This window comes from Caulobacter sp. 05L422, from assembly GCF_056397765.1.
This window is the reverse complement of the sequence record NZ_JBFTOB010000015.1, coordinates 81,625-105,200: the sequence shown is the minus strand read 5'-3', so window position 1 is coordinate 105,200 and position 23,576 is coordinate 81,625. Positions and strand designations below refer to the sequence as shown.

27 protein-coding genes are annotated in these 23,576 nt (G+C 69.1%); 13 read left to right on the top strand and 14 right to left on the bottom strand.

Features of this window, described 5'->3' with window-relative positions; translation table 11 throughout:
• The first annotated feature begins 74 nt into the window (after window positions 1-74).
• The 6 genes from AC1DMQ_RS15555 to AC1DMQ_RS15530 all read left to right on the top strand — a co-directional run bounded on the left by AC1DMQ_RS15555 (window position 75) and on the right by AC1DMQ_RS15530 (window position 6,137).
• Window positions 75-332, top strand: a complete 258-nt coding sequence (locus AC1DMQ_RS15555) for a DUF6489 family protein (RefSeq protein ID WP_477034459.1) — start codon at window positions 75-77, stop codon at window positions 330-332.
• Complete coding sequence (gene mnmE, locus AC1DMQ_RS15550) at window positions 329-1,672, top strand: tRNA uridine-5-carboxymethylaminomethyl(34) synthesis GTPase MnmE (RefSeq protein WP_477034458.1); 1,344 nt, start codon at window positions 329-331, stop codon at window positions 1,670-1,672. Before AC1DMQ_RS15555 ends, mnmE begins: the two co-directional genes overlap by 4 nt.
• 167 nt (window positions 1,673-1,839) lie before the next feature.
• A complete protein-coding gene (gene mnmG / locus AC1DMQ_RS15545) occupies window positions 1,840-3,696 on the top strand; it encodes a tRNA uridine-5-carboxymethylaminomethyl(34) synthesis enzyme MnmG (RefSeq protein ID WP_477034457.1) in 1,857 nt (618 codons plus the stop codon).
• Window positions 3,696-4,361 (top strand): 16S rRNA (guanine(527)-N(7))-methyltransferase RsmG, encoded by a 666-nt coding sequence (gene rsmG / locus AC1DMQ_RS15540; protein ID WP_477034456.1) that lies wholly within the window; start codon window positions 3,696-3,698, stop codon window positions 4,359-4,361. Before mnmG ends, rsmG begins: the two co-directional genes overlap by 1 nt.
• Window positions 4,345-5,157 (top strand): ParA family protein, encoded by an 813-nt coding sequence (locus AC1DMQ_RS15535; RefSeq protein ID WP_477034455.1) that lies wholly within the window; start codon window positions 4,345-4,347, stop codon window positions 5,155-5,157. The genes rsmG and AC1DMQ_RS15535 overlap by 17 nt, the downstream gene beginning before the upstream one ends.
• 86 nt (window positions 5,158-5,243) lie before the next feature.
• A complete protein-coding gene (locus AC1DMQ_RS15530; RefSeq protein ID WP_477034454.1) occupies window positions 5,244-6,137 on the top strand; it encodes a ParB/RepB/Spo0J family partition protein in 894 nt (297 codons plus the stop codon).
• A gap of 252 nt (window positions 6,138-6,389) precedes the next feature.
• Here the strand turns inward: AC1DMQ_RS15530 and holA are convergent, their stop codons facing one another.
• The 4 genes from holA to AC1DMQ_RS15510 form a co-directional block, all read right to left on the bottom strand.
• Window positions 6,390-7,442, bottom strand: a complete 1,053-nt coding sequence (holA, locus tag AC1DMQ_RS15525) for a DNA polymerase III subunit delta (RefSeq protein WP_477034453.1) — start codon at window positions 7,440-7,442, stop codon at window positions 6,390-6,392.
• A 12-nt stretch (window positions 7,443-7,454) separates the two neighbouring features.
• The gene (lptE, locus tag AC1DMQ_RS15520; RefSeq protein WP_477034452.1) at window positions 7,455-7,979 is read right to left on the bottom strand and encodes an LPS assembly lipoprotein LptE; all 525 of its coding nucleotides are present in this window, start codon (window positions 7,977-7,979) and stop codon (window positions 7,455-7,457) included.
• Window positions 7,980-7,982: 3 nt separating this feature from the next.
• Window positions 7,983-10,568, bottom strand: coding sequence for a leucine--tRNA ligase (gene leuS / locus AC1DMQ_RS15515; RefSeq protein ID WP_477034451.1), 2,586 nt, complete (start codon window positions 10,566-10,568; stop codon window positions 7,983-7,985).
• 148 nt (window positions 10,569-10,716) lie between these two features.
• A complete protein-coding gene (locus AC1DMQ_RS15510; protein ID WP_477034450.1) occupies window positions 10,717-11,244 on the bottom strand; it encodes a DUF3576 domain-containing protein in 528 nt (175 codons plus the stop codon).
• A 280-nt stretch (window positions 11,245-11,524) separates the two neighbouring features.
• Between AC1DMQ_RS15510 and AC1DMQ_RS15505 the strand changes: the two genes are divergently transcribed.
• Window positions 11,525-11,920 carry an NtrZ family periplasmic regulatory protein gene (locus tag AC1DMQ_RS15505; RefSeq protein WP_477034449.1) on the top strand — a complete coding sequence of 132 codons (396 nt, stop codon included), beginning with the start codon at window positions 11,525-11,527 and terminating at the stop codon, window positions 11,918-11,920.
• Here AC1DMQ_RS15505 and AC1DMQ_RS15500 read toward each other — a convergent pair.
• A complete protein-coding gene (locus AC1DMQ_RS15500) occupies window positions 11,910-12,569 on the bottom strand; it encodes a thiamine phosphate synthase (RefSeq protein WP_477034448.1) in 660 nt (219 codons plus the stop codon). The genes AC1DMQ_RS15505 and AC1DMQ_RS15500 overlap by 11 nt on opposite strands.
• Between AC1DMQ_RS15500 and AC1DMQ_RS15495 the strand changes: the two genes are divergently transcribed.
• Window positions 12,568-13,212 carry a YggS family pyridoxal phosphate-dependent enzyme gene (locus AC1DMQ_RS15495; RefSeq protein ID WP_477034447.1) on the top strand — a complete coding sequence of 215 codons (645 nt, stop codon included), beginning with the start codon at window positions 12,568-12,570 and terminating at the stop codon, window positions 13,210-13,212. The genes AC1DMQ_RS15500 and AC1DMQ_RS15495 overlap by 2 nt on opposite strands.
• Here the strand turns inward: AC1DMQ_RS15495 and AC1DMQ_RS15490 are convergent.
• The gene (locus tag AC1DMQ_RS15490; protein ID WP_477034446.1) at window positions 13,209-13,739 is read right to left on the bottom strand and encodes a L,D-transpeptidase family protein; all 531 of its coding nucleotides are present in this window, start codon (window positions 13,737-13,739) and stop codon (window positions 13,209-13,211) included. The two genes, AC1DMQ_RS15495 and AC1DMQ_RS15490, sit on opposite strands and share 4 nt — an antisense overlap.
• A gap of 85 nt (window positions 13,740-13,824) precedes the next feature.
• Here AC1DMQ_RS15490 and AC1DMQ_RS15485 point away from each other — a divergent pair, with 85 nt between their 5' ends.
• The gene (locus AC1DMQ_RS15485; RefSeq protein ID WP_028039644.1) at window positions 13,825-14,511 is read left to right on the top strand and encodes a response regulator transcription factor; all 687 of its coding nucleotides are present in this window, start codon (window positions 13,825-13,827) and stop codon (window positions 14,509-14,511) included.
• A gap of 107 nt (window positions 14,512-14,618) precedes the next feature.
• Here AC1DMQ_RS15485 and secB read toward each other — a convergent pair whose 3' ends face one another.
• The gene (gene secB / locus AC1DMQ_RS15480; RefSeq protein WP_477034445.1) at window positions 14,619-15,113 is read right to left on the bottom strand and encodes a protein-export chaperone SecB; all 495 of its coding nucleotides are present in this window, start codon (window positions 15,111-15,113) and stop codon (window positions 14,619-14,621) included.
• Between the two features lie 161 nt (window positions 15,114-15,274).
• Here secB and timA point away from each other — a divergent pair, with 161 nt between their 5' ends.
• Genes timA through AC1DMQ_RS15465 form a run of 3 tightly spaced genes read left to right on the top strand, consistent with a single transcriptional unit; the run spans window position 15,275 to window position 17,558 of the window.
• Window positions 15,275-15,874: a TIM44-related membrane protein TimA gene (timA, locus tag AC1DMQ_RS15475; RefSeq protein WP_477034444.1), complete on the top strand. Its 600-nt coding sequence runs from the start codon at window positions 15,275-15,277 to the stop codon at window positions 15,872-15,874.
• The gene (locus tag AC1DMQ_RS15470) at window positions 15,871-17,013 is read left to right on the top strand and encodes an MltA domain-containing protein (RefSeq protein WP_477034443.1); all 1,143 of its coding nucleotides are present in this window, start codon (window positions 15,871-15,873) and stop codon (window positions 17,011-17,013) included. Before timA ends, AC1DMQ_RS15470 begins: the two co-directional genes overlap by 4 nt.
• A gap of 5 nt (window positions 17,014-17,018) precedes the next feature.
• On the top strand, window positions 17,019-17,558 hold the full coding sequence (locus AC1DMQ_RS15465) for a Smr/MutS family protein (protein WP_477034442.1): 540 nt from the start codon (window positions 17,019-17,021) through the stop codon (window positions 17,556-17,558).
• 118 nt (window positions 17,559-17,676) lie between these two features.
• Here AC1DMQ_RS15465 and AC1DMQ_RS15460 read toward each other — a convergent pair whose 3' ends face one another.
• From AC1DMQ_RS15460 to AC1DMQ_RS15435, 6 genes are read right to left on the bottom strand one after another with little or no spacing between them, the layout of a single operon-like run.
• Entirely contained in the window at window positions 17,677-18,000 is a 324-nt protein-coding gene (locus AC1DMQ_RS15460) for a phosphoribosyl-ATP diphosphatase (protein WP_477034441.1), read from the bottom strand.
• Window positions 17,997-18,779 (bottom strand): imidazole glycerol phosphate synthase subunit HisF, encoded by a 783-nt coding sequence (gene hisF, locus AC1DMQ_RS15455; RefSeq protein ID WP_477034440.1) that lies wholly within the window; start codon window positions 18,777-18,779, stop codon window positions 17,997-17,999. Before hisF ends, AC1DMQ_RS15460 begins: the two co-directional genes overlap by 4 nt.
• On the bottom strand, window positions 18,779-19,513 hold the full coding sequence (hisA, locus tag AC1DMQ_RS15450) for a 1-(5-phosphoribosyl)-5-[(5-phosphoribosylamino)methylideneamino]imidazole-4-carboxamide isomerase (RefSeq protein WP_477034439.1): 735 nt from the start codon (window positions 19,511-19,513) through the stop codon (window positions 18,779-18,781). The genes hisF and hisA overlap by 1 nt, the downstream gene beginning before the upstream one ends.
• Complete coding sequence (gene hisH / locus AC1DMQ_RS15445; RefSeq protein ID WP_477034438.1) at window positions 19,501-20,142, bottom strand: imidazole glycerol phosphate synthase subunit HisH; 642 nt, start codon at window positions 20,140-20,142, stop codon at window positions 19,501-19,503. Before hisH ends, hisA begins: the two co-directional genes overlap by 13 nt.
• A gap of 13 nt (window positions 20,143-20,155) precedes the next feature.
• Entirely contained in the window at window positions 20,156-20,746 is a 591-nt protein-coding gene (gene hisB / locus AC1DMQ_RS15440; RefSeq protein WP_477034437.1) for an imidazoleglycerol-phosphate dehydratase HisB, read from the bottom strand.
• A 26-nt stretch (window positions 20,747-20,772) separates the two neighbouring features.
• Window positions 20,773-21,762 (bottom strand): adenosine kinase, encoded by a 990-nt coding sequence (locus AC1DMQ_RS15435; RefSeq protein WP_477034436.1) that lies wholly within the window; start codon window positions 21,760-21,762, stop codon window positions 20,773-20,775.
• A 104-nt stretch (window positions 21,763-21,866) separates the two neighbouring features.
• Between AC1DMQ_RS15435 and AC1DMQ_RS15430 the strand changes: the two genes are divergently transcribed.
• Window positions 21,867-22,718: an ATP-grasp domain-containing protein gene (locus AC1DMQ_RS15430; RefSeq protein ID WP_477034435.1), complete on the top strand. Its 852-nt coding sequence runs from the start codon at window positions 21,867-21,869 to the stop codon at window positions 22,716-22,718.
• 127 nt (window positions 22,719-22,845) lie between these two features.
• On the opposite strand, the gene nth is transcribed toward AC1DMQ_RS15430, so the two are convergent.
• The gene (gene nth / locus AC1DMQ_RS15425; protein WP_477034434.1) at window positions 22,846-23,535 is read right to left on the bottom strand and encodes an endonuclease III; all 690 of its coding nucleotides are present in this window, start codon (window positions 23,533-23,535) and stop codon (window positions 22,846-22,848) included.
• Between the last annotated feature and the right edge of the window lie 41 nt (window positions 23,536-23,576).

The window sequence follows — 23,576 nt, the reverse complement described above, 5'->3', positions numbered from 1 at the left end:
CGAAGCGCTCTAACGTGCGCCGTTGCGGTCGAGGCATAACAACATCGTGCTTCCGCGGCAGGGAACCCCAGATCATGAAGATGACCATTGAGATTGACTGCACGCCGGTGGAGGCCCGCGCTTTCCTGGGCCTGCCGGACGTGAGCGCCCTGAACGACCACCTGGTCAAGGAGATGCAGGAGCGCATGACCTCCAACATGGCCATGCTGGCGCCCGAGGAGCTGATGAAGAACTGGATGGCGTTCGGGGTGGGGGCCCAGGACCAGTTCCGCAAGTTGATGACCGCGGCGGCCGGGGCGGCGGTCGGGGGCATGGGCGGCAAGTCCGAATGAACGACACGATCTACGCGCCGGCCACGGGCGCGGGCAGGGCGGCGGTTGCCGTGGTCCGGGTCTCGGGGCCGCGCTCCGCCGACGCCGTGCGCGCGCTGGCGGGCGATCTGCCCAAGCCGCGCCGTGCGGCCCTTCGCCAACTGACCCGCGAAGGGGTCGCCCTCGACGACGCTCTGGTGCTCTGGTTCCAGGGGCCGGCCAGTTATACCGGCGAGGACGCCGCCGAGTTTCACGTGCACGGCGGTAGGGCCGTGGTCGAGGCCTTGCTTGAAGCCCTCGCCGACGAGGGTCTGCGCCTGGCCGAGCCAGGCGAGTTCACGCGGCGAGCCTTCGAGAACGGCAAGCTGGACCTGACCCAGGCGGAGGGCGTGGCCGACCTGATCGACGCCGAGACCGAGGCGCAGCGTCGTCAGGCTCTAGGCCAGTTGGGCGGCGCGTTGAGCCAGCGCTACGACGCCTGGCGCGGTCTTCTCGTCCAGGCTTTGGCCATGCTCGAAGCCGCGGTCGACTTCCCGGACGAGGAACTGCCCGAGGATGTCGCGGCTCGCGCTCGCCCCGGACTGGCGGCCTTGGAGGCCGAGATCGGGGCGGCCTTGGAGGATTCTTCGCGGGGTCGCCGTGTCCGGGACGGCTTCCGGATCGCCCTGGTCGGTGCGCCAAACGCCGGCAAGAGCACCCTGCTGAACGCCCTGGCCGAGCGCGACGCGGCTATCGTCACCTCAACGCCGGGCACCACCCGCGACATCATCGAGGTTCCGCTGACCCTCGGCGGCTACAAGACCCTGCTGGCGGACACCGCCGGTCTGCGCGCCACCGAGGACGCCATCGAGGCCGAGGGCGTGCGCCGGGCGCGGGCCTGGGCGGCCGAGGCTGACCTCCGCCTCTGGGTCATCGACGCCGCCATGTTCCACGTGAAACAGGACGAGGAGCTCGCGGTGGTTCAGCCCGGCGATTGGGCGGTGATCAACAAGATCGACTTGGTCGACGCCTATCGTCTGGAGGAGTTGCGGGAAGTCCTGTCGACCCGTGGCTTGGCGGTGATCGAACTGGCCGCCCGCAAACCGGGCGGTGCGGAGCAGGCGAGGGCGGCGCTTACGGCGCACGTGGTCGACGCCCTGTCTGGCGCGGAGTTCCCGGCCGCAACTCGTATCCGCCACGCCGAAAGTCTCACCGAGGCGCGGGCCTATCTTCAGCGCGCCCTTTCCGATGTCGGCCTGGAGGTCGAGCTCGCCGCCGAGGACGTGCGACTGGCCACGCGATCGTTGTCGCGGATCACCGGGCGCATCGATCCGGAAGATGTGCTGGATCGAGTGTTTTCAACCTTCTGCATCGGGAAGTGATGTTTCACGTGAAACATCGGCTTGAACTGTCCACAGGCTGATCACAGATGTCTCGGGCGTGTTTCACGTGAAACACCCGGGACCGACTCGCCGCTGCGGGTAGTCTCGCGTATAAGGCTAATACGCCCCCGCCGAGACGGGGGCGTTCGCATTCGAGGCGCGCAAGCTTGTCCAACACTTGGGATGTCATTGTCATCGGCGGCGGTCACGCCGGCTGCGAAGCCGCTTCTGCGTCGGCTCGCGCCGGTGCGCGCACCCTCCTGCTGACCCACAAGCGCGAAACCGTCGGCGAGATGTCGTGCAACCCGGCTATCGGCGGCCTGGGCAAGGGCCACCTGGTCCGTGAGATCGACGCCCTGGACGGCCTGATGGGCCGCATGGGCGACAAAGCCGGCATCCAGTATCGGCTGTTGAACCGCTCCAAGGGTCCCGCCGTGCGCGGCCCGCGCTCGCAGATCGACCGCAAGCTCTATCGCGAAGCCATGCAGGCCGAGCTGTTCGCCTATCCGAACCTCGACGTGATCGCGGCCGCGGCCGAAGACCTGATCGTCGAGGACGGCGTCGTGGCCGGGGTGATCGACGGGGAGGGCGGGATCTACCGCGCTTCTCGCGTGGTCCTGACCACCGGCACCTTCCTGAAGGGCGTCATCCATCAGGGCGAGACCCGCATCTCGGCCGGCCGGGTCGGCGACGCGCCGTCGATCGGCCTGTCGGACCGGCTCTACGCCCTGGGGTTCGACATGGGCCGCCTGAAGACCGGCACCCCCGCGCGCCTGGACGGCAAGACCATCGCCTGGGATCGCCTGGCGATGCAGGCCGCCGACGAGAAGCCCGAGCCGTTCTCGTTCCTGACGACCCACGTGGATATCCCGCAGATCCAGTGCGGCATCACCTACACGACGGCGCAGACCCACAAGATCATCGCCGAGCGCCTGGGCGAGTCGGCGGTCTATGGTGGTCGCGCCACCGGGATCGGCCCGCGCTATTGCCCGTCGATCGAGGACAAGGTCGTCCGCTTTGCCGACAAGACCAGTCACCAGGTGTTCCTGGAGCCGGAAGGCCTGGACGACGACACCGTCTATCCGAACGGCATCTCGACCTCGGTCTCGGCCGAGACCCAGCTGCTGTTCCTGCGCACCATGCCGGGTCTCGAGAACGTCGAGGTCATCCGGTACGGCTATGCGATCGAGTATGACTACGTCGACCCACGTGAGCTCTACCCGACCCTGGAGACCAAGCGTCTGACCGGGCTCTACCTGGCGGGCCAGATCAACGGCACGACGGGCTACGAGGAGGCCGGCGCCCAGGGCCTGATGGCCGGGCTGAACGCGGCGCTGGCGGCGCAGGGCAGGGAGCCCGCCGTCTTCGCCCGCGACGAGGCCTATATCGGCGTGATGATCGACGACCTGGTCACCCGGGGCGTCACCGAGCCCTATCGGATGTTCACCAGCCGCGCCGAGTTCCGCCTGATCCTACGGGCCGACAACGCCGACCAGCGCCTGACCGACAAGGGTCTGGAGCTGGGCGTGGTGGGTCCGGTCCGCGCCGAGTTCTGGGCGGCCAAGAAGGCCGAGCTGGAAACCGTTCGCGCCTTCGCCCGCTCGGTCACCCTGACCCCGGCCGAAGCCAATCGCGCCGGCTTCAAGGTCAATCACGACGGTCAGCGTCGCGACGTCCTGGCCATGCTGGCCCTGCCCGATGTCACGCTCGACGGCCTGACCGCGGTATGGCCGGAGATTTCCACGTGGAGCCCGATGGCCCGCGAGCAGATCGAGATCGAGGCGGCCTATGCCGGCTATCTCGACCGCCAGCGCAACGACGCCGAGGCCTTCCGCAAGGAAGAGGACCTGCGCCTGCCGGCCGATCTGGACTACGGCCTGGTCGGCAGCCTGTCGAACGAGGTGCGCGAGAAGCTGGCGCGCGTGAAGCCCCTGACCCTGGGCCAGGCGGCCCGGATCGAAGGCGTGACGCCTGGGGCCCTGACCGCGCTGCTGGCCCATGTCCGCCGCGCGAAGGCCGCTTGATGTCGGCTGTCGTTTCGCCCCTGGTCATCGAGGACCTCGATCCCGTCGACGCCGCCGCGTTCCAGCGGCTGACGGGCTGTTCCGACAGCCAACTGGCCGATCTCGTGCGGTTCCAGGTCCTGCTGGCCGAGTGGAACGAAGTGATGAACCTGGTGGGTCCGGCGACGATCGCCACCTACTGGAACCGTCACGCGTGGGACAGCGCCCAGCTGCTGCAGCTGGCGCCGGACGCCAAGACCTGGGCCGACCTCGGAGCCGGCGCCGGCCTGCCCGGCGTCGTGCTGGCGATCCTGCTGAAGGACACGCCGGGGGCCAAGGTCCACCTGGTCGAGAGCATGGCCAAGCGTTGCAAGTTCCTGCGGGTGGTCGTCGACGCGCTGAACCTGCCCGCCGAGATCCACAACACCCGCGCCGAAGAGCTGGACCTGAAGGTCGACATCGTGACCGCGCGGGCCTGCGCGCCGATGGTCAGACTGCTCGGGTACGCCCAGCCCTACCTGAAGCGCGGCGCGGTCGCCTGGTTCCTGAAGGGACAAGATGTCGCTTCGGAGCTGGCCGAGGCCGCTACATATTGGAAATTCGAGTCGACCCTGCGGTCATCCCTGAGCGACCCGCGAGGCCAGATCGTGCAAGTGAAGGGGCTTAAGAGTGTCCGTAAAGTCTGACCAACCGCTGCGCGTCCTCGCCATCGCCAACCAGAAGGGCGGGGTGGGCAAGACCACGACCGCGATCAATCTGGGCACCGCCCTGGCGGCCTGCGGCGAACGCGTGCTGCTGATCGACGCCGACCCGCAGGGCAACTGCTCCACCGGCCTGGGCATCACCCGCATGCAGCGTCGGACCACGCTCTATGACGTGCTGATGGGCGAGAAGCCGGTCGTCGATGCGGCGGTGCCGACCGAGCTGCCAGGCCTGGACGTGATCCCCGCCGACGCCGACCTGTCGGGCGTGGAGATCGAGCTGGGCCAGCAGGCGCGGCGTTCCTACCGCCTGCGCGACGCCCTGGAGCCGCTGCGCGCCAACGGCCCCTACACCTATGTGCTGATCGACTGCCCGCCGTCGCTGAACGTGCTGACCGTCAACGCCATGACCGCCGCCGACGCGGTGTTCGTGCCGCTGCAGTGCGAGTTCTTCGCCCTGGAAGGCCTGACCCAACTGATGCGGACCATCGAGCGGGTGCGCGGCAGCCTCAATCCCAAGCTGGAGATCCAGGGCGTGGTTCTGACCATGTACGATCGCCGCAACAGCTTGTCGGACCAGGTGGCCAAGGATGTCCGGGAGCACTTCGGCGACAAGGTGTATGACGCGGTCATACCGCGCAACGTCCGGGTGTCGGAGGCGCCGTCCTTCGGTAAGCCCGTCTTGCTCTACGACCTCAAATGCGCCGGCAGCCAGGCCTATCTGCGGCTGGCGCGCGAGGTGATCAGCCGCGAGAAGTCGAGGCTCTCCCAGGCGGCCTGAGGTCCGTCTGAGGATAACCATCCAAGTCATTGTCCAAATTGAGTATCGAGCGCGTGAAGGAGTCGGTCGTGGTGGGAGAGCCGGGGATGTCTGAAGGTCGTCGTGGTCTGGGTCGCGGCCTTTCCGCCTTGCTCGGCGAAGTCGATTCCGCGCCCGCCCAAGCCCCGGGCGACACCGGCGCCGGCTCGCGCGAGGCGCCGATCGAACTGATCCGCCGCAATCCCGATCAGCCGCGCCGGACCTTCCGCGAAGAAGACCTGGTGGAACTTTCGGACTCGATCCGCGAGAAGGGCGTCCTGCAGCCGATCCTGGTCCGTCCCGCCCCGGGCGCTCCCGGCGAATACCAGATCGTCGCCGGCGAGCGTCGCTGGCGGGCGGCCCAGCGGGCGGGCCTCAAGACCATCCCGATCATGATCCGCGAGCTGGACGACCTGGCGGTGCTGGAGATCGGCATCATCGAGAACGTCCAGCGCGCCGACCTCAACGCCCTGGAAGAGGCGCTGAGCTACAAGGTGCTGATGGACAAGTTCGGTCGCACCCAGGAGGCGATCGCCCAGACCGTCGGCAAGAGCCGCAGCCACGTGGCCAACACCCTGCGCCTGCTGGCCCTACCCGAAGCTGTGCAGTCATACCTGACCTCGGGCGAGCTGACCGCCGGCCATGCCCGCGCGATCGCCTCGGCGCCGGACCCGACGGTTCTCGCCCGCGAGGTCATCGCCAAGGGCCTGTCGGTGCGCGACGCCGAGGCCCTGGCCCGGCGCACGCCGAACGCCGACGGTGAGGTCCGCGCCAAGTCGAGCGGCGGCCGGCCGCCGAAGTCGAAGGACACCGACACCCAGTCGCTGGAAGCCGACCTGTCGTCGCTGCTCGGCCTCGATGTCGAGATCGACGATCGCGGCGGCGCCGGCGCCCTGACCATCCGCTACGCGACGCTCGAGCAACTGGACGATCTCTGCAACCGTCTGACGCGCGGCGCCTGAGGCCTTCTTCGAGGGTCCTCTGTCGCGCACGGAAGGCGGCTCGACCGTGTCGCTGGTCGAGCTGTTCGCCAGAGTTGGCCCTTCATGAACGCCAATTCTCGTGCAAGCTGCTGAAAAACCAAAGGAAACGGCGTGGTCGGCCGACAATTTGGTCGGGGCCGCCGAAAGCCGGAATCGACAGATTCTTGTGGATGAAGACGCTGATGGTTTGACGAAGCCAGCGACTCGCTGATCGAAGCGAGCGCGTCGGCGCTAGAGCCCCAGCCGCCGAGCCTTGCCGGCGATCTGCATGGCGAGGCGCTCGGAGATCAGCTGGTCGGGCGAGCCGGACGTCTTGCAGGCCTTGTCGGCCGCCAGCACCTCGGCCTGGACCGCCAGCAGCTGATCCAGGGTCCAGGCCCGGGCCTGGCGCAGGAACTCGCGCTCGCTCTTCCAGAACACGCCCGAGGCCTTGGCGGCGGCCGCCAGGTCGACGCCGTTCTTGTGCAGGGTCAGGGTGCGGCGCAGACGGCCCAGGTGATAGCCCATGGCCCGTACGGCCGCGGGTCCGCCTTCGCCCTCGGCGGCGGCGCGGCGCAGGCCGGCCTGGGCGGGGCCCACGCGGCCGCCGAACGCGTCGATGGCCGCGTCGCCCAGCGAAGCCTCGGGCTCGACGCCCAGGAAGTCGGTCAGATCGGCCGGCGTGGCCACGACGCCGCTGCCGGGCTTCAGATAGAGGGCGAGGCGCTCGATCTCGGCGCGGGCCACGCCGCGCTCCTTGGGCAGGCGCGAGACGAACAGGTCCAGGGCCTCGCCGTTCAGGCTGACCTTGTCCTTGGTCAGGGTCTCGCGGGTCAGCCGGGCCAAGTCGCCGGCCTCGTCCTCGTAGCAGGGGATCACCGCCGCGCCGCTGGCCTTCTCGGCGACCTTGCGCAGGGTGGAGTCGCGACCCAGGGCGCCGGCCTCGATCAGGAAGAAGGCGTCCGGGTTCAGCTGGCCTTCGACATGGCGGGTGAGGGCTTCGGCCGCCTGCTTGTCGGGGCCGCCCTTCTCGCCGGTCAGGCGCAGGCGCACCAGGCGCCGGCCGCCCATCATCGACAGGGCCGAGAGCTCGTCCTCCAGCTTGCCGGCCTGGCTGTCCAGGTCGCTCTCGGTCAGCTGGGCGGTGTCGAACGGATCGTCGGGGCGCGCGAACAGCTTGTTGACCAGCTGGTCGGCGCGGTCGCGCACCACGCCGCGATCGCGGCCATAGATGACCACGGCGCGGATGTCGGCGGCCGGATCCCGCAGGAAGCGTTCGATGTCCGGTCGTTTCGACAGGATCATGGCGAAGGGACCTTACGCCTTGGCCTTGCCCGCGAGCCAGGTCGCCAGTTCCAACTGGATCCGGCGCGCCAGTTCGGTGGCGGCGCGTTCCTGGCTGTCTTCCTGGGCGGCGATGGAGGCGTAGGGCTGGTCGGCCGAGTCATAGGTCACGGCGGCGCTTGTGGAGCCCGCGCGGACGGCCAGCCCGGTCTTGGAATCCATCAGGCGCCAGTTGGCCGTGAGGCTCAGCTCATAGCGGTTGGCGACGTTGTCGACCCGGACGCCACGCGCGTAGCGGCGTTCCTCGAGCGTATAGACCAGCCGGTGGGACGGGAGCACGTTGACGTCGCGGGCGAAGGCGTCGTCCAGTTTCTCACGCAGCAGGTAGCCGGCGCGACCTGGGGGCGCGACCACCTCGATGGCGCTGAGCCCCTTGGTGACCGTCTGGGGGCCGTATAGCGGCGTGAAGCCGCAGGCCGACAGGGCGAGGGCCGCGACAGCCAGAACGGCGACGGGAAGGGCCTTGGAGAGCGATTGTGAGAGCGAAAAGCGCTTCATGGATCAGCCGGCCACGATGTTGACGATACGGTCTTTCACCACGATCACCTTGCGAACGGTCAAGCCCTCAAGGTGGCCCAGCACGGCGGCGTCCGCCAGAGCGATTTTCTCGACCTCGGCCTCGGCGGTGCCGGCCTTGACCTTGATCTCGCCGCGGCGCTTGCCGTTGATCTGGATCGGCAGCACGCGCTCGTCGTCGGCGGCCAGGGCGGGATCCGCCTTGGGCCACGGCGCGTCGACCACCATCCCGGCCTTGCCCAGGTGGGCCCAGGCCTCTTCGGCCAGGTGGGGCGTGAAGGGCGAGATCAGGCGGGCCAGAATCTCCAGGGCCTCGGCGCGGGCCGCCAGGACGCCCTGGGACGCGTTCTCGGCCGGCGCGGCCTTCAGCATGTTCAGGAACTCGTACAGGCGCGCCACGCCGCTGTTGAAGCGGAAGCCTTCGATGGAGTCGGTCACGAAGCCGATCAGGCGGTGGGCGCCCTTGCGCAGGGCCACGGCGGCCGCGTCGGCGTCGTCATGGGCGAAATCGCCGGCCGGCTGGCTCTCGAACTCGTTCCAGACCCGGTGGGTGAAGCGCCACGAACCTTCGACGCCGCTGTTGGTCCACTGCACGTCGCGCTCGGGAGGGCTGTCGCTCATCACGAACAGGCGCGCGGCGTCGACGCCGTAGGCCTCGAAGATGTCCTCGGGGGCGACGACGTTCTTCTTGGACTTCGACATCTTCTCGATGTCGCCGATGGTGATCGGCTCACCGGTTGTCGCGTGCTTGGCCGAACGGGCGTTGCCCTCGACGGCGATGACCACGTCCGAGGGTTCGACCCACTCGCCGGCGGTGTTCTTGTAGGCTTCGTGGGTGACCATGCCCTGGGTGAACAGGCCGGCGAACGGCTCCTCCACCGAGACCAGGCCCTCGTCTTTCAGGGCGCGGGTGATGAAGCGGGCGTACAGCAGGTGCAGCACCGCGTGCTCGACGCCGCCGATATACTGGTCGACCGCCATCCAGTGGTCGGCCGCGGCCTTGTCGATCGGCTCGGCGGCGGTCGGATCGGTGAAGCGGGCGAAGTACCAGCTGCTGTCCACGAAGGTGTCCAGCGTGTCGGTCTCGCGCTCGGCCTTGCCGCCGCAGGTCGGGCAGGTGGTGTGGCGCCAGGTCGGGTGGCGCAGCAGCGGGTTGCCCGGCTTGTCGAAGGCGACGTCGTCGGGCAGCACCACCGGCAGCTGGTCTTCCGGCACGCCGACGGGGCCGCAGGCCGCACAGTGGATGACCGGGATCGGGCAGCCCCAGTAGCGCTGGCGCGAGACGCCCCAGTCGCGCAGGCGATAGACCGTGGCGCCCTGGCCCTGGTCCATGGCCTCGATGCGGTTCACGGCCTCGGTCTTGGCGGCCTCGATGTCCAGGCCGTCCAGGAATTCCGAATTGAAGATCGCGCCGGGGCCGACATAGGCCTCCTTGCCGACCTGGAAGGTCGCGGCGTCCTCGCCGGGGGGCAGGACGACGGGCAGCACGGGCAGGTCGTACTTGCGGGCGAAGTCCAGGTCGCGCTGGTCGTGGGCCGGGCAGGCGAAGATCGCGCCGGTGCCGTAGTCCATCAGGATGAAGTTGGCGATCCAGACCGGCAGGGTCAGGGTCGGGTCCAGCGGATGGACGACGCGCAGGCCGGTGTCGCGGCCCAGCTTCTCGGCGCCCTCGATGTCGGCCTCGGACGTGCCGCCCTTGCGGCATTCGGCGACGAAGGCGGCCACGGCCGGATCTGCCGCCGCCAGCTGCTCGGCCAGCGGATGCTCGGGGGCGATCCCGACGAAGCTGGCTCCGAACAGGGTGTCGGGGCGGGTGGTGTAGACTTCCAGGCCGTCGGCGTGGCCGGCGGGCGCGGCTCCATCGAACTTGAACGTGAACCGCAGGCCCTTGGACCGGCCGATCCAGTTCTCCTGCATGATGCGGACCTTCTCGGGCCAGCGATCCAGGGTCTTCAGGCCGTCGATCAGGGCGTCGGCGTAGTCGGTGATGCGCAGGAACCACTGGGTCAGCTTGCGCTTCTCCACGGTCGCGCCTGAGCGCCAGCCCTTGCCGTCGATCACCTGCTCGTTGGCCAGGACGGTCATGTCGACCGGATCCCAGTTGACCGAGGCCTCCTTGCGATAGACCAGGCCGCGCTTCAGCAGGCGCAGGAACCAGGCCTGCTGCTTGCCGTAGTATTCCGGGTCGCAGGTGGCGAACTCGCGCGACCAATCGACCGACAGGCCCAGGGCCTTCAGCTGCTCGCGCATCGCGGCGATGTTGTCGTAGGTCCAGCCCTTGGGGTGGACGCCGCGCTCCATGGCCGCGTTCTCGGCCGGCATGCCGAAGGCGTCCCAGCCCATCGGGTGCAGCACGTTGAAGCCCTGGGCGCGCTTGTAGCGGGCCACGACGTCGCCCATGGCGTAGTTGCGCACATGGCCCATGTGGATGCGCCCCGACGGATAGGGGAACATCTCGAGCACGTAGTACTTCGGACGCGCGTCGGGAGTGATCGGCGTCAGGAAGGTGTTGGCGGTCGCCCAGGCGGCGCGCCACTTCGGCTCGGTGTCTTTGGGATTGTAGCGGGCCATGAAACCAGACTGTAGGTGCGGGGGCTCGCGCCTCAGGCGCGTTCCGCGGAAGTCATAAGCGGTTTCGGCCGGGGCGCGGTTCTAAAAGTGCGAACGGGAGCCGTTTGTCGCCAGGACAAAGGGCTCCCGCGAAGAACCAGGGAAGGCCCTAGTTCTTGATGTTGGAAAGTCGAAGCTGACGGGCGCGGGTCAGGATGGCGTTCTCGACGTCGGTCGCCGTCTGTTCGGTGGCGGCGGTGTCGACCCAGCCGCCGCTGGCGTCCTTGACCTGCTTGAAGATCGTGACGTTCAGGCCGTCGGCCCGCAGGCGGGTGTCCAGGATGTAGACGGTCGCCTTGAAGCGCTCGTCCGGCTTTTCCGGATTGGTGTACCAGTCGGTGACGATCACGCCGCCGTAGGGATCGGCCGAGGCCAGGGGCATGAAGGCCAGGGTGTCCAGGCTCGCGCGCCACAGGAAGCCGTTGACGCCGATCGCGCCGGCTTGCGGAGCCGACTTGGAGCCGCCGCGACCCTTGAAGGGATTGAAACCCGGATCGCTGTCTTGGGTGACAAAGGTTCCGCCGCCCTTATTGCCGCCACAGGCCGAAACGCCCGTCAGAACAGTCAGCGCCAGAACGCCAGCGGCGACGCCGCGCAACACCGACCCACGCTCAAACGCCATAGTACCTCGCTCCAATGTATCAGCCGGCGCTTGCGCGCACCCAGGCGCGCCCCCGCAGCCGGAAGCGGTCTATAGCATGGTCGCGCTGCGTCAAAACAGGAATCGCGTGGCAGGACCGCCACAGGCGCCGCTTGAATCGACTCTTGCGACCCTGAGTCCAATCCAACTGCGGTTGACCGCGTTGTACTAGGGTCTTTAATCGATGTTCAGGGAGCCCGCTCCTATATAGGGTTTGACTCTATGAGGCGCGGGTTGGGGATTGGGTTCGAGTAATATGTTCGCCGCACGGTATTTCATGGCAGGGGCCGCCGCGCTGATCCTGATGGGATCGGCTTCGGGGGTCTATGCCCAAAGCAAGCCGCGCACGAGCTCGCCGGACTTCGCCGTGAAGAGCGACTTCAGCAATTCGACCCCGATCGCGCCGTTCAACCCGCAGCAGGGCCCGAAGAAGTCCCTGAAGTGGGACGACAAGAAGGGCAAGTGGGGCCTGAAGCTCGATCTCGAACAGCCGGTGGGCCGCGAGATGGAGGGACGGGACGTCCAGGCCGGCGCCTACTACAGCGTCACTCCGTCGATCCGCGTCGGCGGCGCCGTGGCCCTGGGCGACCAGAACCCGGCCCTGGCGGCCCGTAAGAACGAGATCCAAGAGCCCGCGCCCCGGGTGAAGCTGGAAACCGCGTTCAAGTTCTAAGACCCGGCTTGGCGCCCAATGAGGCGCTGAGCGCCTCCACCGCCGCGATCCCGACAATTCCCGTGTCCAGCAGCAGCGTCACCGTGTCCGCGCGCACGCCGCCCAGGGCATAGACCGGCGTCTCCACCGCCTCCACGATCCGTTTCAGGCCCTCCACGCCCAGTGGCGCGCCCGCCGAGGGGCTGTTGCTGGGGAAGATGGGCGAAACCACCAGCGCGTCCGCTCCCGCCTCGGCGCCGGCCAGGGCCGCCTCCATGTCATGGGCGGCCAAGGTGATCAGCCAGCCAGGATGGGCCGCGCGCAGGTCGGACAGGGTTGGGACCAGGCGTTCGGGCAGGTGAACGCCGTCGGCTTCGACCTGCAGCGCCAAGGTCTCGTCCGCGCCGACCAGCAGCCTCAGGCCACGCCGCCGGGTGATCTCGCGCAGTCGGGCTCCCCGTTCCGCCGCGTCCGACGCGCCAAAGGCCCGGAACACCACGGCCGCGCCGGCCGGCAGGCGCTCGGCGACCCGCTCGGGATCGGGCGTGCGCTCGGGATCGGTGAAGAACAGCAGGTTCGGCAGCGGCTTTCCGCGCACCGGCCATGGGCGAAGGCGCGCGACCGTTCTAGACAGGGCCTCCATCTGGTCGATCACGTGTTCCGAGCTCATGTCTGACGTCTACGCCTCGATCCAATCCCGCATCCGCGCCGCCGCCGTGGCCGCCGGCCGCCCGGCCGATGCGGTCACCCTGGTGGCGGTGTCCAAGCTGCAGCCCTGGGACCATATCGCGCCCATTCTCGACGCGGGCCAGCGGGTGTTCGGAGAAAATCGCGTCCAGGAGGCCATGGGCCGCTGGAGCGAGCGCCGGGGCGAGATCGAGCTGCGCCTGATCGGGCCCCTGCAGAGCAACAAGGCTCGCGACGCCGTGGCCTTCTTCGACGTGATCGAGAGCCTGGACCGCGAGAAGCTGGCGCGCGTGCTGGCCGACGAGGTCCAGGCCCAGGGCAAGGCGCCTCGGCTGTTCGTCCAGGTCAACACCGGCGAGGAGCCGCAGAAGGCCGGCGTGACGCCCGGCGGGGCCGACGCCTTCATCGCCCTGTGCCGGGGCCTGGACCTGCCCGTGGAGGGCCTGATGTGCATTCCGCCGGCCGACCTGGACCCCGCCCCGCATTTCCGCCTGCTGGGCCAGATCGCGGCCCGCAACGGGCTGGAAAAGCTGTCGATGGGCATGAGCGACGATTTCGAGGCCGCCATCGCCTGCGGCGCGACCTCGGTGCGGGTGGGCTCGGCGCTGTTTGGAAGCCGGATCTAGGTCGCGGCGATCTCGACCGCGTCGCCTGGCTTTGCGATCGCCAGCAGGGCCTCGACATCCTCCCGCGCCAGGGCCACGCAGCCCTCGGTGCCGGGATAGCCGTCGCGCGCCAGGTGCAGGAAGATCGCCGAGCCCAAGCCGGGGACCGGCGGGTCGTCGTTGTGGCCCAGCACCACCACCAGGTCGTAGACGGCGTCGTCGCGCCACAGCCGCTCGGCGCTGGCCGGGCAGGGCAGTTTGACCGGCTGGTTGTAGGCCGGGTCGCCCGGCGCGTCGCACCAGCCGTCGTCCGGCGCGATCGGCCTGGTCTCGAGCGCGGTCGTGGGACCGTCAGGATAGACGTCGGGACGGTAGAGCACGTAGCGGATCGGCCACACGCCCGTCGGGCTGCGATTGTCGCCCTCGCGCTTGTCGGCTCCGGCGATCGTGCCGGCCTTGCCGAGCGCGGCCCGCGTGGACTTGTCGTCCCACTCGATCCGGCCGTCCCAGGGGCTTGAACCATCGGGGCGGGCGCGAAAGATCGTCAAGACGAGGTCTCCAAGGGCGTTGCGTGGCGCCGGGAGCGAGAACCGCCCTTGGCGCCGGGGGCCGCAGCGGTGCATGTTCCCGCTCATGGCGCAACGCAAAACCCTTCTCCTGGTCGACGACGACGATGATCTGCGCGGAGCTCTGGCCGAGCAGCTCGCCCTCCACGAGGAGTTCGCGGTCGCCGAGGCTCCGACGGCCGGCGAGGGCGTGCGGATGGCCAAGGAGCTCAAGCCCGACCTGGTCCTGCTGGACGTCGACCTGCCCGACATGGACGGCCGCGAGGCCTGCCGCCTGATGCGCAAGAACGGCGTCACCGCGCCGGTGATCATGCTGACGGCGGCGGCCAGCGACAGCGACACCATCCTGGGCCTGGAATCCGGCGCCAACGACTATGTGACCAAGCCCTTCCGCTTCGGCGTGCTGCTGGCCCGCATCCGCGCCCAGCTGCGCAGCTACGAGGCCTCGGAAGACGCCCTGTTCCGCATCGGCCCTTACGAGTTCCGGCCGTCGGCCAAGCTGCTGATCGACGAGAAGCAGAAGAAGGTCCGGCTGACCGAGAAGGAAACCAACATCCTCAAGTACCTTTATCGCGCCGGCTCCAAGCCGGTGTCGCGCGAGGAACTGCTGACCGAGGTCTGGGGCTACAACGCCGGGGTCACCACCCACACGCTGGAGACCCACGTCTATCGCCTGCGCCAGAAGATCGAGCCCGACCCGGCCGTGGCGCGGATCCTGATCACCGAAATGGGCGGCTATCGGCTGCAGCCATGATCCACGCTTGGGGACAGTCGCATGCGACTGTCCCCGTCCAGGCAAAGAAAAAGCCCCGGCCGCTTCGAGCGACCGGGGCTTTTGTCTTTCAGCGCTCAGCCCGTTGATCAGGCGTTGCCGACCACCACGCCTTCGGCCTGGGCCTTGCGGGCCGCGTAGACGCCGGCGAAGTCGATCGGGTCGATCAGGAAGGGCGGGAAGCCGCCTTCGGTGGTGACGTCCGAGATCAGGCGGCGGGCGTAGGGGAACAGGAAGCGCGGGCACTCGATCAGCAGCACCGGCTCCAGCTGGTCTTCCGGCACGCCGGCGATGTGGAACAGGCCGCCGTACATCACCTCGACGTGGAACACGGGCTGTTCGTCGCGGGTGGCGCGGGCCGACAGCTTCAGGTCCACTTCGAACAGGCCGTCGGGACGGCCGCGGGCGTTCATCTCGACGCCCATGTCGATGGCCGGCGGAGCGCCGCCGGCGCGCAGGGAGTCGGGGGCGTGCGGGCTCTCGAAAGAGAAGTCGCGCACGAACTGGGCGATGATGCGGATGCCCGTTTCGGTGGCCGCGGAGTCGTCCGAAGCGGCGGGCGGAGCGGCGGTCGTGTCGGTCATGTGCGATAAATCCGTATTCGGCGTCGAAATTGGCCGCTAGGAGAGAGCCGGGCTGCTAACACGCGGGCGGCTGGCGCGCAACGCCAGGCGCCTGACGCGCGAGCCCGTTATCGCCTATATAGGCAATGGGCGGCGCCTTGGCCGAGTGAGCGGAAAATATCGTGTTTGAATGGATTATCCTGGCGGCTCTGGCCGCGGTCATCCTCTACCAGCTCTACGCCACCCTGGGTCGCCGGGTCGGACGTCAGCCGGAGGACGCCCCCGCGGTGGTTCCCGCCAACGCCCCGACGCGTGACCTGAAGGCGCCCGAAGCGCCGCCGGAAGCCCTGTCGGGCCTGGCCGCTCTGCGCGCGCGTCAGGCGGACTTCGACATCGGCCACTTCCTGAGCGGCGCCCGCCAGGCCTACGAGATGATCGTCAAGGCTTTCGCCGCCGGCGAGCGCGAGACGCTGAAGCCGCTGCTGGCGCCGGACGTCATGGCCAATTTCGAGGCCGCCATCGCGGCTCGCGAGGCCCAGAACCGCACCGAGAAGGCCGAATTCCTGGTCACGCCGCGCACCGACCTGGATTCAATCACGGTCGAGGGCGACGTCGCCAAGGCGGTGGTCCGCATCCTGGCCGAGATCCGCACCCGCTCGACCAGCGCCGAAGGCGATGCGGTCGACGATCGTCGCACCGCCGACCTGTGGACATTCCAGCGCGACCTGAAGAGCAAGAACCCGAACTGGACCCTGGTCCGCGTCGACGTCGCGGAGGCGTGATGCGCCAAGGTTTCGTCGCCGCCGCCTTCGCCCTTCTGGCGCTGGCGGCCTGTACGACCGCGCCGGTTACGCCGACGGGACCGGTGATGCCGGGTCCCGGTCCGACCATGCCGCCGGTCACGCCGCCGGGCCCCGGCGCTCTGTCGTTCAACGACCTGGCCGGCTGGTCGCAGGAAGACCATCTCGGGGCCCTGGATGCCTTCCGCCTGGGCTGCGGCGTGGCCAAGGACCGGGCCATGATCGAGGTGTGCCGCAAGGCCCGCGCCGAGCGCCTTAACGGTGATGACGACGCCCGCCGATTCCTCGAAGCCAATTTCCGACCCGAGGCCGTCCCCGGCCAGGGCCTGCTGACCGCCTATTTCGCCCCGGAATACGAGGCGCGGATGTCGCGCTCGGCCGAGTTCAGCGCGCCGATGCGCGGCAAGCCGGCCGATCTGGTCACCCTGGACCTGGCCCAGTTCGATCCGGGCCTGACGGGCAAGAAGGTGGCCGGCGAGATCGAAGGCGGCCAGGTGCTGCCCTATCCGGACCGCGCGACCATCGAGGCGACGCCGGAGACCCGGCCTCTGGCCTGGATGCGGCCGGAGGACCTGTTCTTCCTGCAGATCCAGGGCTCGGGCATCCTGGTGATGCCGGACGGTCGCCGGGTGCGCGCGGCGTTCGCGGCCCATAACGGCCGCCCGTTCGTCGGCATCGCCACGCCGATGCGCGACAAGGGTCTGCTGCCCGACAACAACACCTCCGGCGACGCCATCCGCACCTGGCTGGCCGACCATCGCGGTCCCGAGGCCGATGCGATCATGCAACTGAACCCGCGCTACGTGTTCTTCCAGACCCTGCCCGACGACGGCAAGCAGGCGGTGGGCGCGGCGGGGATCCCGCTGCCGGCCGGCCGGGCCATCGCCGTGGACGCCAGCAAGCACGCCCTGGGCGAGCTCTACTGGCTGGACGCCAGCGCGCCGAAGCTGACGGGCGCCTTCCCGACCTATCGCCGCCTGGCGGTGGCGCTGGACGTCGGCGGGGCGATCAAGGGCGACGTGCGGGCCGACCTCTACACGGGCACGGGCGCGGCGGCCGGGGCCGAGGCGGGGCGCGTGCGCCACGAGCTGCGCCTCTACCGCCTGGTTCCCCGAGGCTAGAGGTCGTGAAGCGCCCCCCGCGCCAGGACGAGATGCGCCTGTGGGGCATGGTCACCGCCACGGTGAAGGCCAAGACGACCCAGAAGGCGGCCGGCTGGACGCCCAAGGCCGAGAAGTCGCTGATCCAGCCGACCACGCTGCAGCCGATGGCGCCCTTGCTGGTCGACCCCAAGACGATCAAGCCGGCGGGCGCCAAGCGTGTTCCGGGACCGCTGGAAGGCATCGAGCCCAACCGCAAGCGCAAGATCGCCCGCGAGCACACGCCGCTGGAGGCTCGGCTGGACCTGCACGGCCTGGACCAGGACCGCGCCCGGCCGGTGCTGGAGGCCTTCCTGCGCCGCGCCTGGGAGGACGGTCACCGCGCCGCCCTGGTGGTCACCGGCAAGGGCAAGCTGGGGGTCGGGGTGCTGAAGGCCCGCACGCCCGAATGGCTGGCCGGCCCGGCGCTGCGGGACATCGTGGCGGGGGTGTCGCCGGCTGATAAGCGGCACGGCGGCGACGGGGCGCTGTACGTGGCGCTGAAGCGTCGGCCGCCGAAGGTTTGATTTAGGTCCTCCCCCTGTGGGGGAGGCGGCCCGAATGGGCCGGAGGGGGGAGTAGACCCACCGCTCCAATATCCCCCCACCGATCGCTTCGCGATCGCCTCCCCCATAGGGGGAGGGCCTAAGAGGGGCGCGAAGCCTTCTCGGCGACGCCCGAAATCCCCTCGCGGGCCTCAAGCTTCTCCGCCACCGCGTCCAGCGAGACGCCCGAAGCCGCCATCAGGGCCAGCCAGTGGTACAGCAAGTCGGCGCTTTCGCTGGCCAGGGCGTCAGGCCCCTGGGCCACCGCGGCGATCACCGTCTCGACGGCTTCCTCGCCCAGCTTCTTGGCGGCCAGGGCGGGGTCGTTCAGCAGCTTGGCGGTGTAGGACGTGGCCGGATCGCCGCCCTTGCGGGCTTCGATCGTCGCGGCCAGGCGCTCCAAAACCTCGAACAGCTTGCTCACGCGGCCCCCTTCAGATCGTCCAGGCGCACGGGGATGCCGGCGTCGGCCATGGCCCGCTTGGCCTCGCCGATGCTGATCTCGCCGAAGTGGAAGATCGAGGCGGCCAGAACGGCGGCGGCATGGCCGTCGCGCGCGGCTTCGACCAGGTGATCGGTCTTGCCCGCGCCGCCCGAGGCGATCACCGGCACGGTCACGGCGCCGGTCACGGCCTTCAGCAGCGGGATGTCGTAGCCGATCTTGGCCCCGTCGCGGTCCATCGAGGTCAGCAGGATCTCGCCCGCGCCGCGTTCGACCACCTTGGCGGCCCACTCGACCACGTCGATGCCGGTGTCCTTGCGGCCGCCATAGGTCCAGACGTTCCAGCCCGAACCGTCCTCGCGCAGCTTGGCGTCGATGGCCACCACCACGCACTGGGCCCCGAACGCGTCGGCGCCGGCGGCCACCAGGTCGGGGTTCTCGACGGCGGCGGTGTTGACCGAGACCTTGTCGGCGCCGGCCAGCAGCAGGCGGCGCATGTCGCTCACCTGGCGCACGCCGCCGCCGACCGAGACCGGCATGAAGCAGACCTCGGCGGTGCGGGAGATCACGTCCAGGATCAGGCCGCGGCCTTCGCTGGAGGCGGTGATGTCCAGGAACATCAGTTCGTCGGCGCCGGCCGCGTCATAGGCGCGGGCCTGCTCCACCGGGTCGCCGGCGTCGCGCAGGGCCACGAAGTTGACCCCCTTGACCACCCGGCCGTCCTTGACGTCCAGGCAAGGAATGATCCGGGTCTTCAGCATCAGGCGGCCGCTATGGTCAGGGCTTCGGCCGGGCGGATGGTGCCGGCGTAGAGCGAGCGGCCCAGGATGGCGCCGGCGATCTCGACGCCCTCGCGGGCCTTCAGCCGCTCGATGTCGGCCACCGAGGCCACGCCGCCCGAGGCGATGACCGGGATCGAGACCGCGTCGGCCAGTTCGCCCACGCCCTCGACATTGACGCCGGTCAGGGCGCCGTCGCGGCTGATGTCGGTGACGATCAGGGCGGCCACGCCCACGTCCTCGAAGCGCTTGCCCAGGGTGATGGCGTCCAGGTCCGACAGGCCGGTCCAGCCGTCGACCGCCACCTTGCCGTCGCGCACGTCGACGGCCACGGCGATCTGCTCGGGCCACAGGCGGGCGGCCTTGCGGACCAGTTCGGGGTCATGGACGGCGATGGTGCCCAGGATCACGCGCGACACGCCGGCCTCGATCCAGCTCTCGATGCCCGCCAGGGTGCGGATGCCGCCGCCCAGCTGCACCGGGATCGAGATCGACTCCAGGATCGACTGCACGGCGGCGGTGTTGACCGACTTGCCCTCGATGGCGCCGTTCAGGTCGACCACGTGCAGCCAGGAGAAGCCGTCCTTGACGAACCGCTCGGCCTGGTCGGCCGGGCTGGTGTTGAAGACCGTGGCCTTTTCCATGTCGCCGTGCAGCAGGCGCACGCACTGGCCGTCCTTCAGGTCGATGGCGGGATAGAGGATCATGGGCGCCATTCCAGGAAGTTGGCGAGCAGGGCGAGCCCCGCGGCTTGGGATTTTTCGGGGTGGAACTGTACGCCCGCCACGTTGCCCTTGGCCACAGCGGCCGTGAAAGGACCGCCGTGGTCGGTCGTGGCCAGCACGTCGGCCGGGTCGGTCGGCGTCAGGGCGAAGGAGTTGGCGTAGTACATGTGGGCGCCGGTCTCGACGCCCTTGAACAGGGCGTGGCCGCGCGCGAAGGCGATCGCGTTCCAGCCCATGTGCGGAATGGTCAGGGCCGGATCGCGGGGCTCCAGCTTCTTCACCTGGCCGCCGATCCAGTCGAGGCCCGGGGTGACGCCGAACTCCAGGCCTTCGGTGGCCAGCAATTGATGTCCGACGCAGATGCCCAGGAACGGCGCGCCCTTGGCGTGCACGGCCTCGTTCATGGCCTCGTAGACGCCCGAGGCGTCCAGGCCGGCGCGGCACGAGGCGAAGGCCCCCACGCCGGGCAGGACCACGCGATGGGCGGCGGCCACGATCCCGGGATCGGCGGTGACAACGATGTCAGCGTCGATCGCGTGGCGGCGGGCCGCCTCGCGCAGGGCTTTTTCGGCCGAGCGCAGGTTGCCCGACCCGTAATCGATCAGGGCGACGGTCTGCATGAAATCAGATTCCCTACAGCACGCCCTTGGTGGAGGGGGCATGGCCGCCGGTCTTGGGGTCGATCTCGACCGCCTGACGCAGCGCCCGGGCCAGGGCCTTGAACCCGCTCTCAGCGACGTGGTGGGTGTTGTCGCCGTAGAGGGTCTCCAGGTGGACGCACGCCCCGCAGTTCATGGCGAACGCGTGGTGGAACTCCTTGAAGAGCTCGGTGTCCATCTCGCCGACCTTGGGCCGCTTGAAGTCGACCTTCCAGATCAGGTAGGGCCGGTTGGACAGGTCGATGGCGCAGCGCGTCAGGGTCTCGTCCATCGGGATATAGGCGTGGCCGAAGCGCCGGATGCCCTTGAAGCCGTCCAGCGCCTTGTTGATCGCCAGGCCCAGCACGATGCCGGTGTCTTCGACCGTGTGGTGCATGTCGATATGCAGGTCGCCCTTGGTCTCGACCTTCAGGTCGAAGCCGCCGTGGCGCGCGAAGCTCTCCAGCATGTGGTCGTAGAAACCGATGCCGGTGGAGATCGTCGAGGCGCCGGTCCCGTCGAGATCGATCCAGACCCGGATCTGGGTCTCCTTCGTCTCGCGGACCACTTCAGCGGTGCGGGCCATGGGCTTCCTTAGAGTCCGTTCTGACCTTAGAGGCCGTTCTTCGCGGCCAGTTCCCGCAGGCTGACCTGCGGACGCGGACCGTAGTGGTCGATCACCTCGGCGGCGGCCAGGGAGCCCAGCTGGCCGCAGACCGGCAGCGGGCGGCCCTGGGACAGGCCGTAGAGGAAACCAGCGGCGTATTGGTCGCCCGCGCCGGTCGTGTCCACGACTTTTTCCACCGGATAGGCCGAGATTTCGTGAAGCTGCCCGTTCGAGGCCACGACCGAGCCCTTTTCGCTGCGGGTGATGGCGGCGATCTCGCAGCGGGCGGCCAGGGCCTGGACGGCGGCGTCGAAGTCGGTGGTCTCGAACAGCGAGCAGACCTCGTCGGCGTTGGCGAAGACGATGTCGCACTGGGTTTCGATGAAGCCCAGCAGGGCGCCGCGGTGGCGGTCGACCATGAAGCTGTCGCTCAGGGTCATGGAGATCTTGCGGCCCGCGCCGTGGCTCAGGGCGGCGGCCTTGGCGAAGGCGCGGCGGGCTTCGGGCGGATCGAACAGATAGCCCTCGAGATACGAGAACTGGGCGGCCTCGATGATCGCCGGGTCGACGTCGGCCGGGTTCAGCTCGACGCAGGCGCCCAGATAGGTCGACATGGTGCGCTGGGCGTCGGCGGTGACGTTGATCAGGCTCTGGGCCGTGGCCGGGCCTTCCGCCAGCGACGGGGTGGTGAAGTCGCAGCCGATGGCCTTCATGTCGTGGCGGAACACGTTGCCCAGCTGGTCGTCGGCGACCTTGCCGATGAAGGCGACCTTGCCGCCGAAGCTGGCGACGCCGGCGGCGGTGTTGGCGGCCGAGCCGCCCGAGGCCTCGATGCCCGCGGCCATCACTTCGTACAGGCTGGCGGCGCGCGCCGGGTCGATCAGGGCCATCGAGCCCTTCACCAGGCCCTCCCGCTCCAGGAAGGCGTCGTCGCACTGGGCGATGACGTCGACGATGGCGTTGCCGATGGCGGCGACGTCGTAGAGAGCGGTCATGAAAGGCCTTTTTCGAAAGAGCGACGCGCGCGAAGTACCGGATCGAAGGCCGCAAGGCAACGCGAGCCTTGCCCGGAGGAGCACGGCGTTCTACCGCCAAGAGTATGACCGACGTCCTTATTCTCACCCCCGCGCCCGACGAACCCCGCTTCGCCAACAGCTGGTCGCGTCTCTTTGAGCGTCTGGCGACGCCGCTGCGGGCGCGAGGTTTGACTGTCGAGGCCGCCAGTTGGGTCGACGCCGACACGGCCGGGGCCAGGGTGGTGCTGCCGCTGCTGGCCTGGGGCTACCACTTGCGGTCCGACGAATGGTTCGCCCGGCTCGACGCCCTGGAAGCGGCCGGCGCTCGCCTGGCCAATCCCGTTTCGGTGCTGCGCTGGAACACGACCAAGACCTATCTGGCCGACCTTGCCGCCAAGGGCGCGCCGGTTGTGCCGACCCATGCGGTCGACCGGTTGACCCAGGAGGCCCTCGACTACGCGCGCGACGTGTTCGGCGTCGACACCCTGGTGACCAAGCCGCAGATCTCGGGCGGCTCGCAGGACACCGTCAAGCTGCGCCACGCCGACGGCATGAGGGGCTGCACGACGGGCCCGGCCCTGATCCAGCCCTTCCTGCCCGCCGTGGGCGAGGAGGGCGAGCTGTCGCTGTTCTATTTCGACGGCGCGTTCAGCCATGCGGTGACCAAGGTGGCCGTGGCCGGCGATTTCCGCGTCCAGCCGCAGTTCGGCGGCCAGGTCAGCGGCGTCGCGCCCGAGCCTGAGGCCCTGCACGCGGCCGAGATGGTGCTGAAGGCGGCCGGCGCGCCCCTGACCTATGCCCGGGTCGACCTGATCCGCGGCCTAGACGGCGCGCCGCAGCTGATGGAGCTGGAGGCCATCGAGCCCGATCTGTTCCTGGAGCACGTGCACGACGACGGGGCGGCGTTCGCTGCAGCTATCTTGAGGGTGCTGTAGCTCTCCCGCTTGCCCCCACCTGGCGGCTCCGCCGCCTGTTCGCCCCCCGTAGGGGGCGGAGGCCGCCCTCTTCCCCCTGTGGGGGAAGACGATCGCGAAGCGATCCGTAGGGGGCAACGTTCGCCGCCTAGGCGCCGAGAAAAAGCTCCCGAGACGGACACAGATCCGAAATCTTGCACACCTCGCACTTCGGCTTCCTCGCCACGCACACATACCGCCCGTGCAGGATCAGCCAGTGGTGCGCCCGGGTCTTGTAGCGGTCCGGCACGATCCGCATCAGGTCGTCCTCGACCGCGTCCGGGGTCTTGCCGGCCGACAGCTTCAGGCGGTGCGAGACGCGGAACACGTGGGTGTCGACGGCGATGGCCGGTTCGATGTCCAGCTCGTTGAGCACCACGCTGGCAGTCTTGCGGCCCACGCCGGGCAGGCTTTCCAGCGCCTGGCGGTTCAGCGGCACTTCGCCGCCGTAGCGGTCGACCAGGATGTGGGCGGCCGCGATGACGTTCTTGGCCTTGGTCCGGTAGAGGCCGATCGAGGCGATGTATCGCGTCAACTCCGCTTCCCCCAGCTCCAGCATCTTGGCGGCGCTGTCGGCGACCTGGAACAGCGGGCCGGTGGCCTTGTTGACCTGGACGTCGGTGGCCTGGGCCGACAGGGCCACGGCGGTCACCAGGGTGTAGGGGTTGGAATAGTGCAGCTCGGTCTTGGGATGATCCTCCAGGCTCTCGAACCGCGAGAACAGCACCTCGACCCGCTCGCGCTCGGCCGGCGAGACGCGCTTTGCGACGGGGCGTTTCTTCGTGAGGGATTTGGCCATGGGCGGCGACCATGCCGTGATGCGCGCCCCTCGCCAAGCCG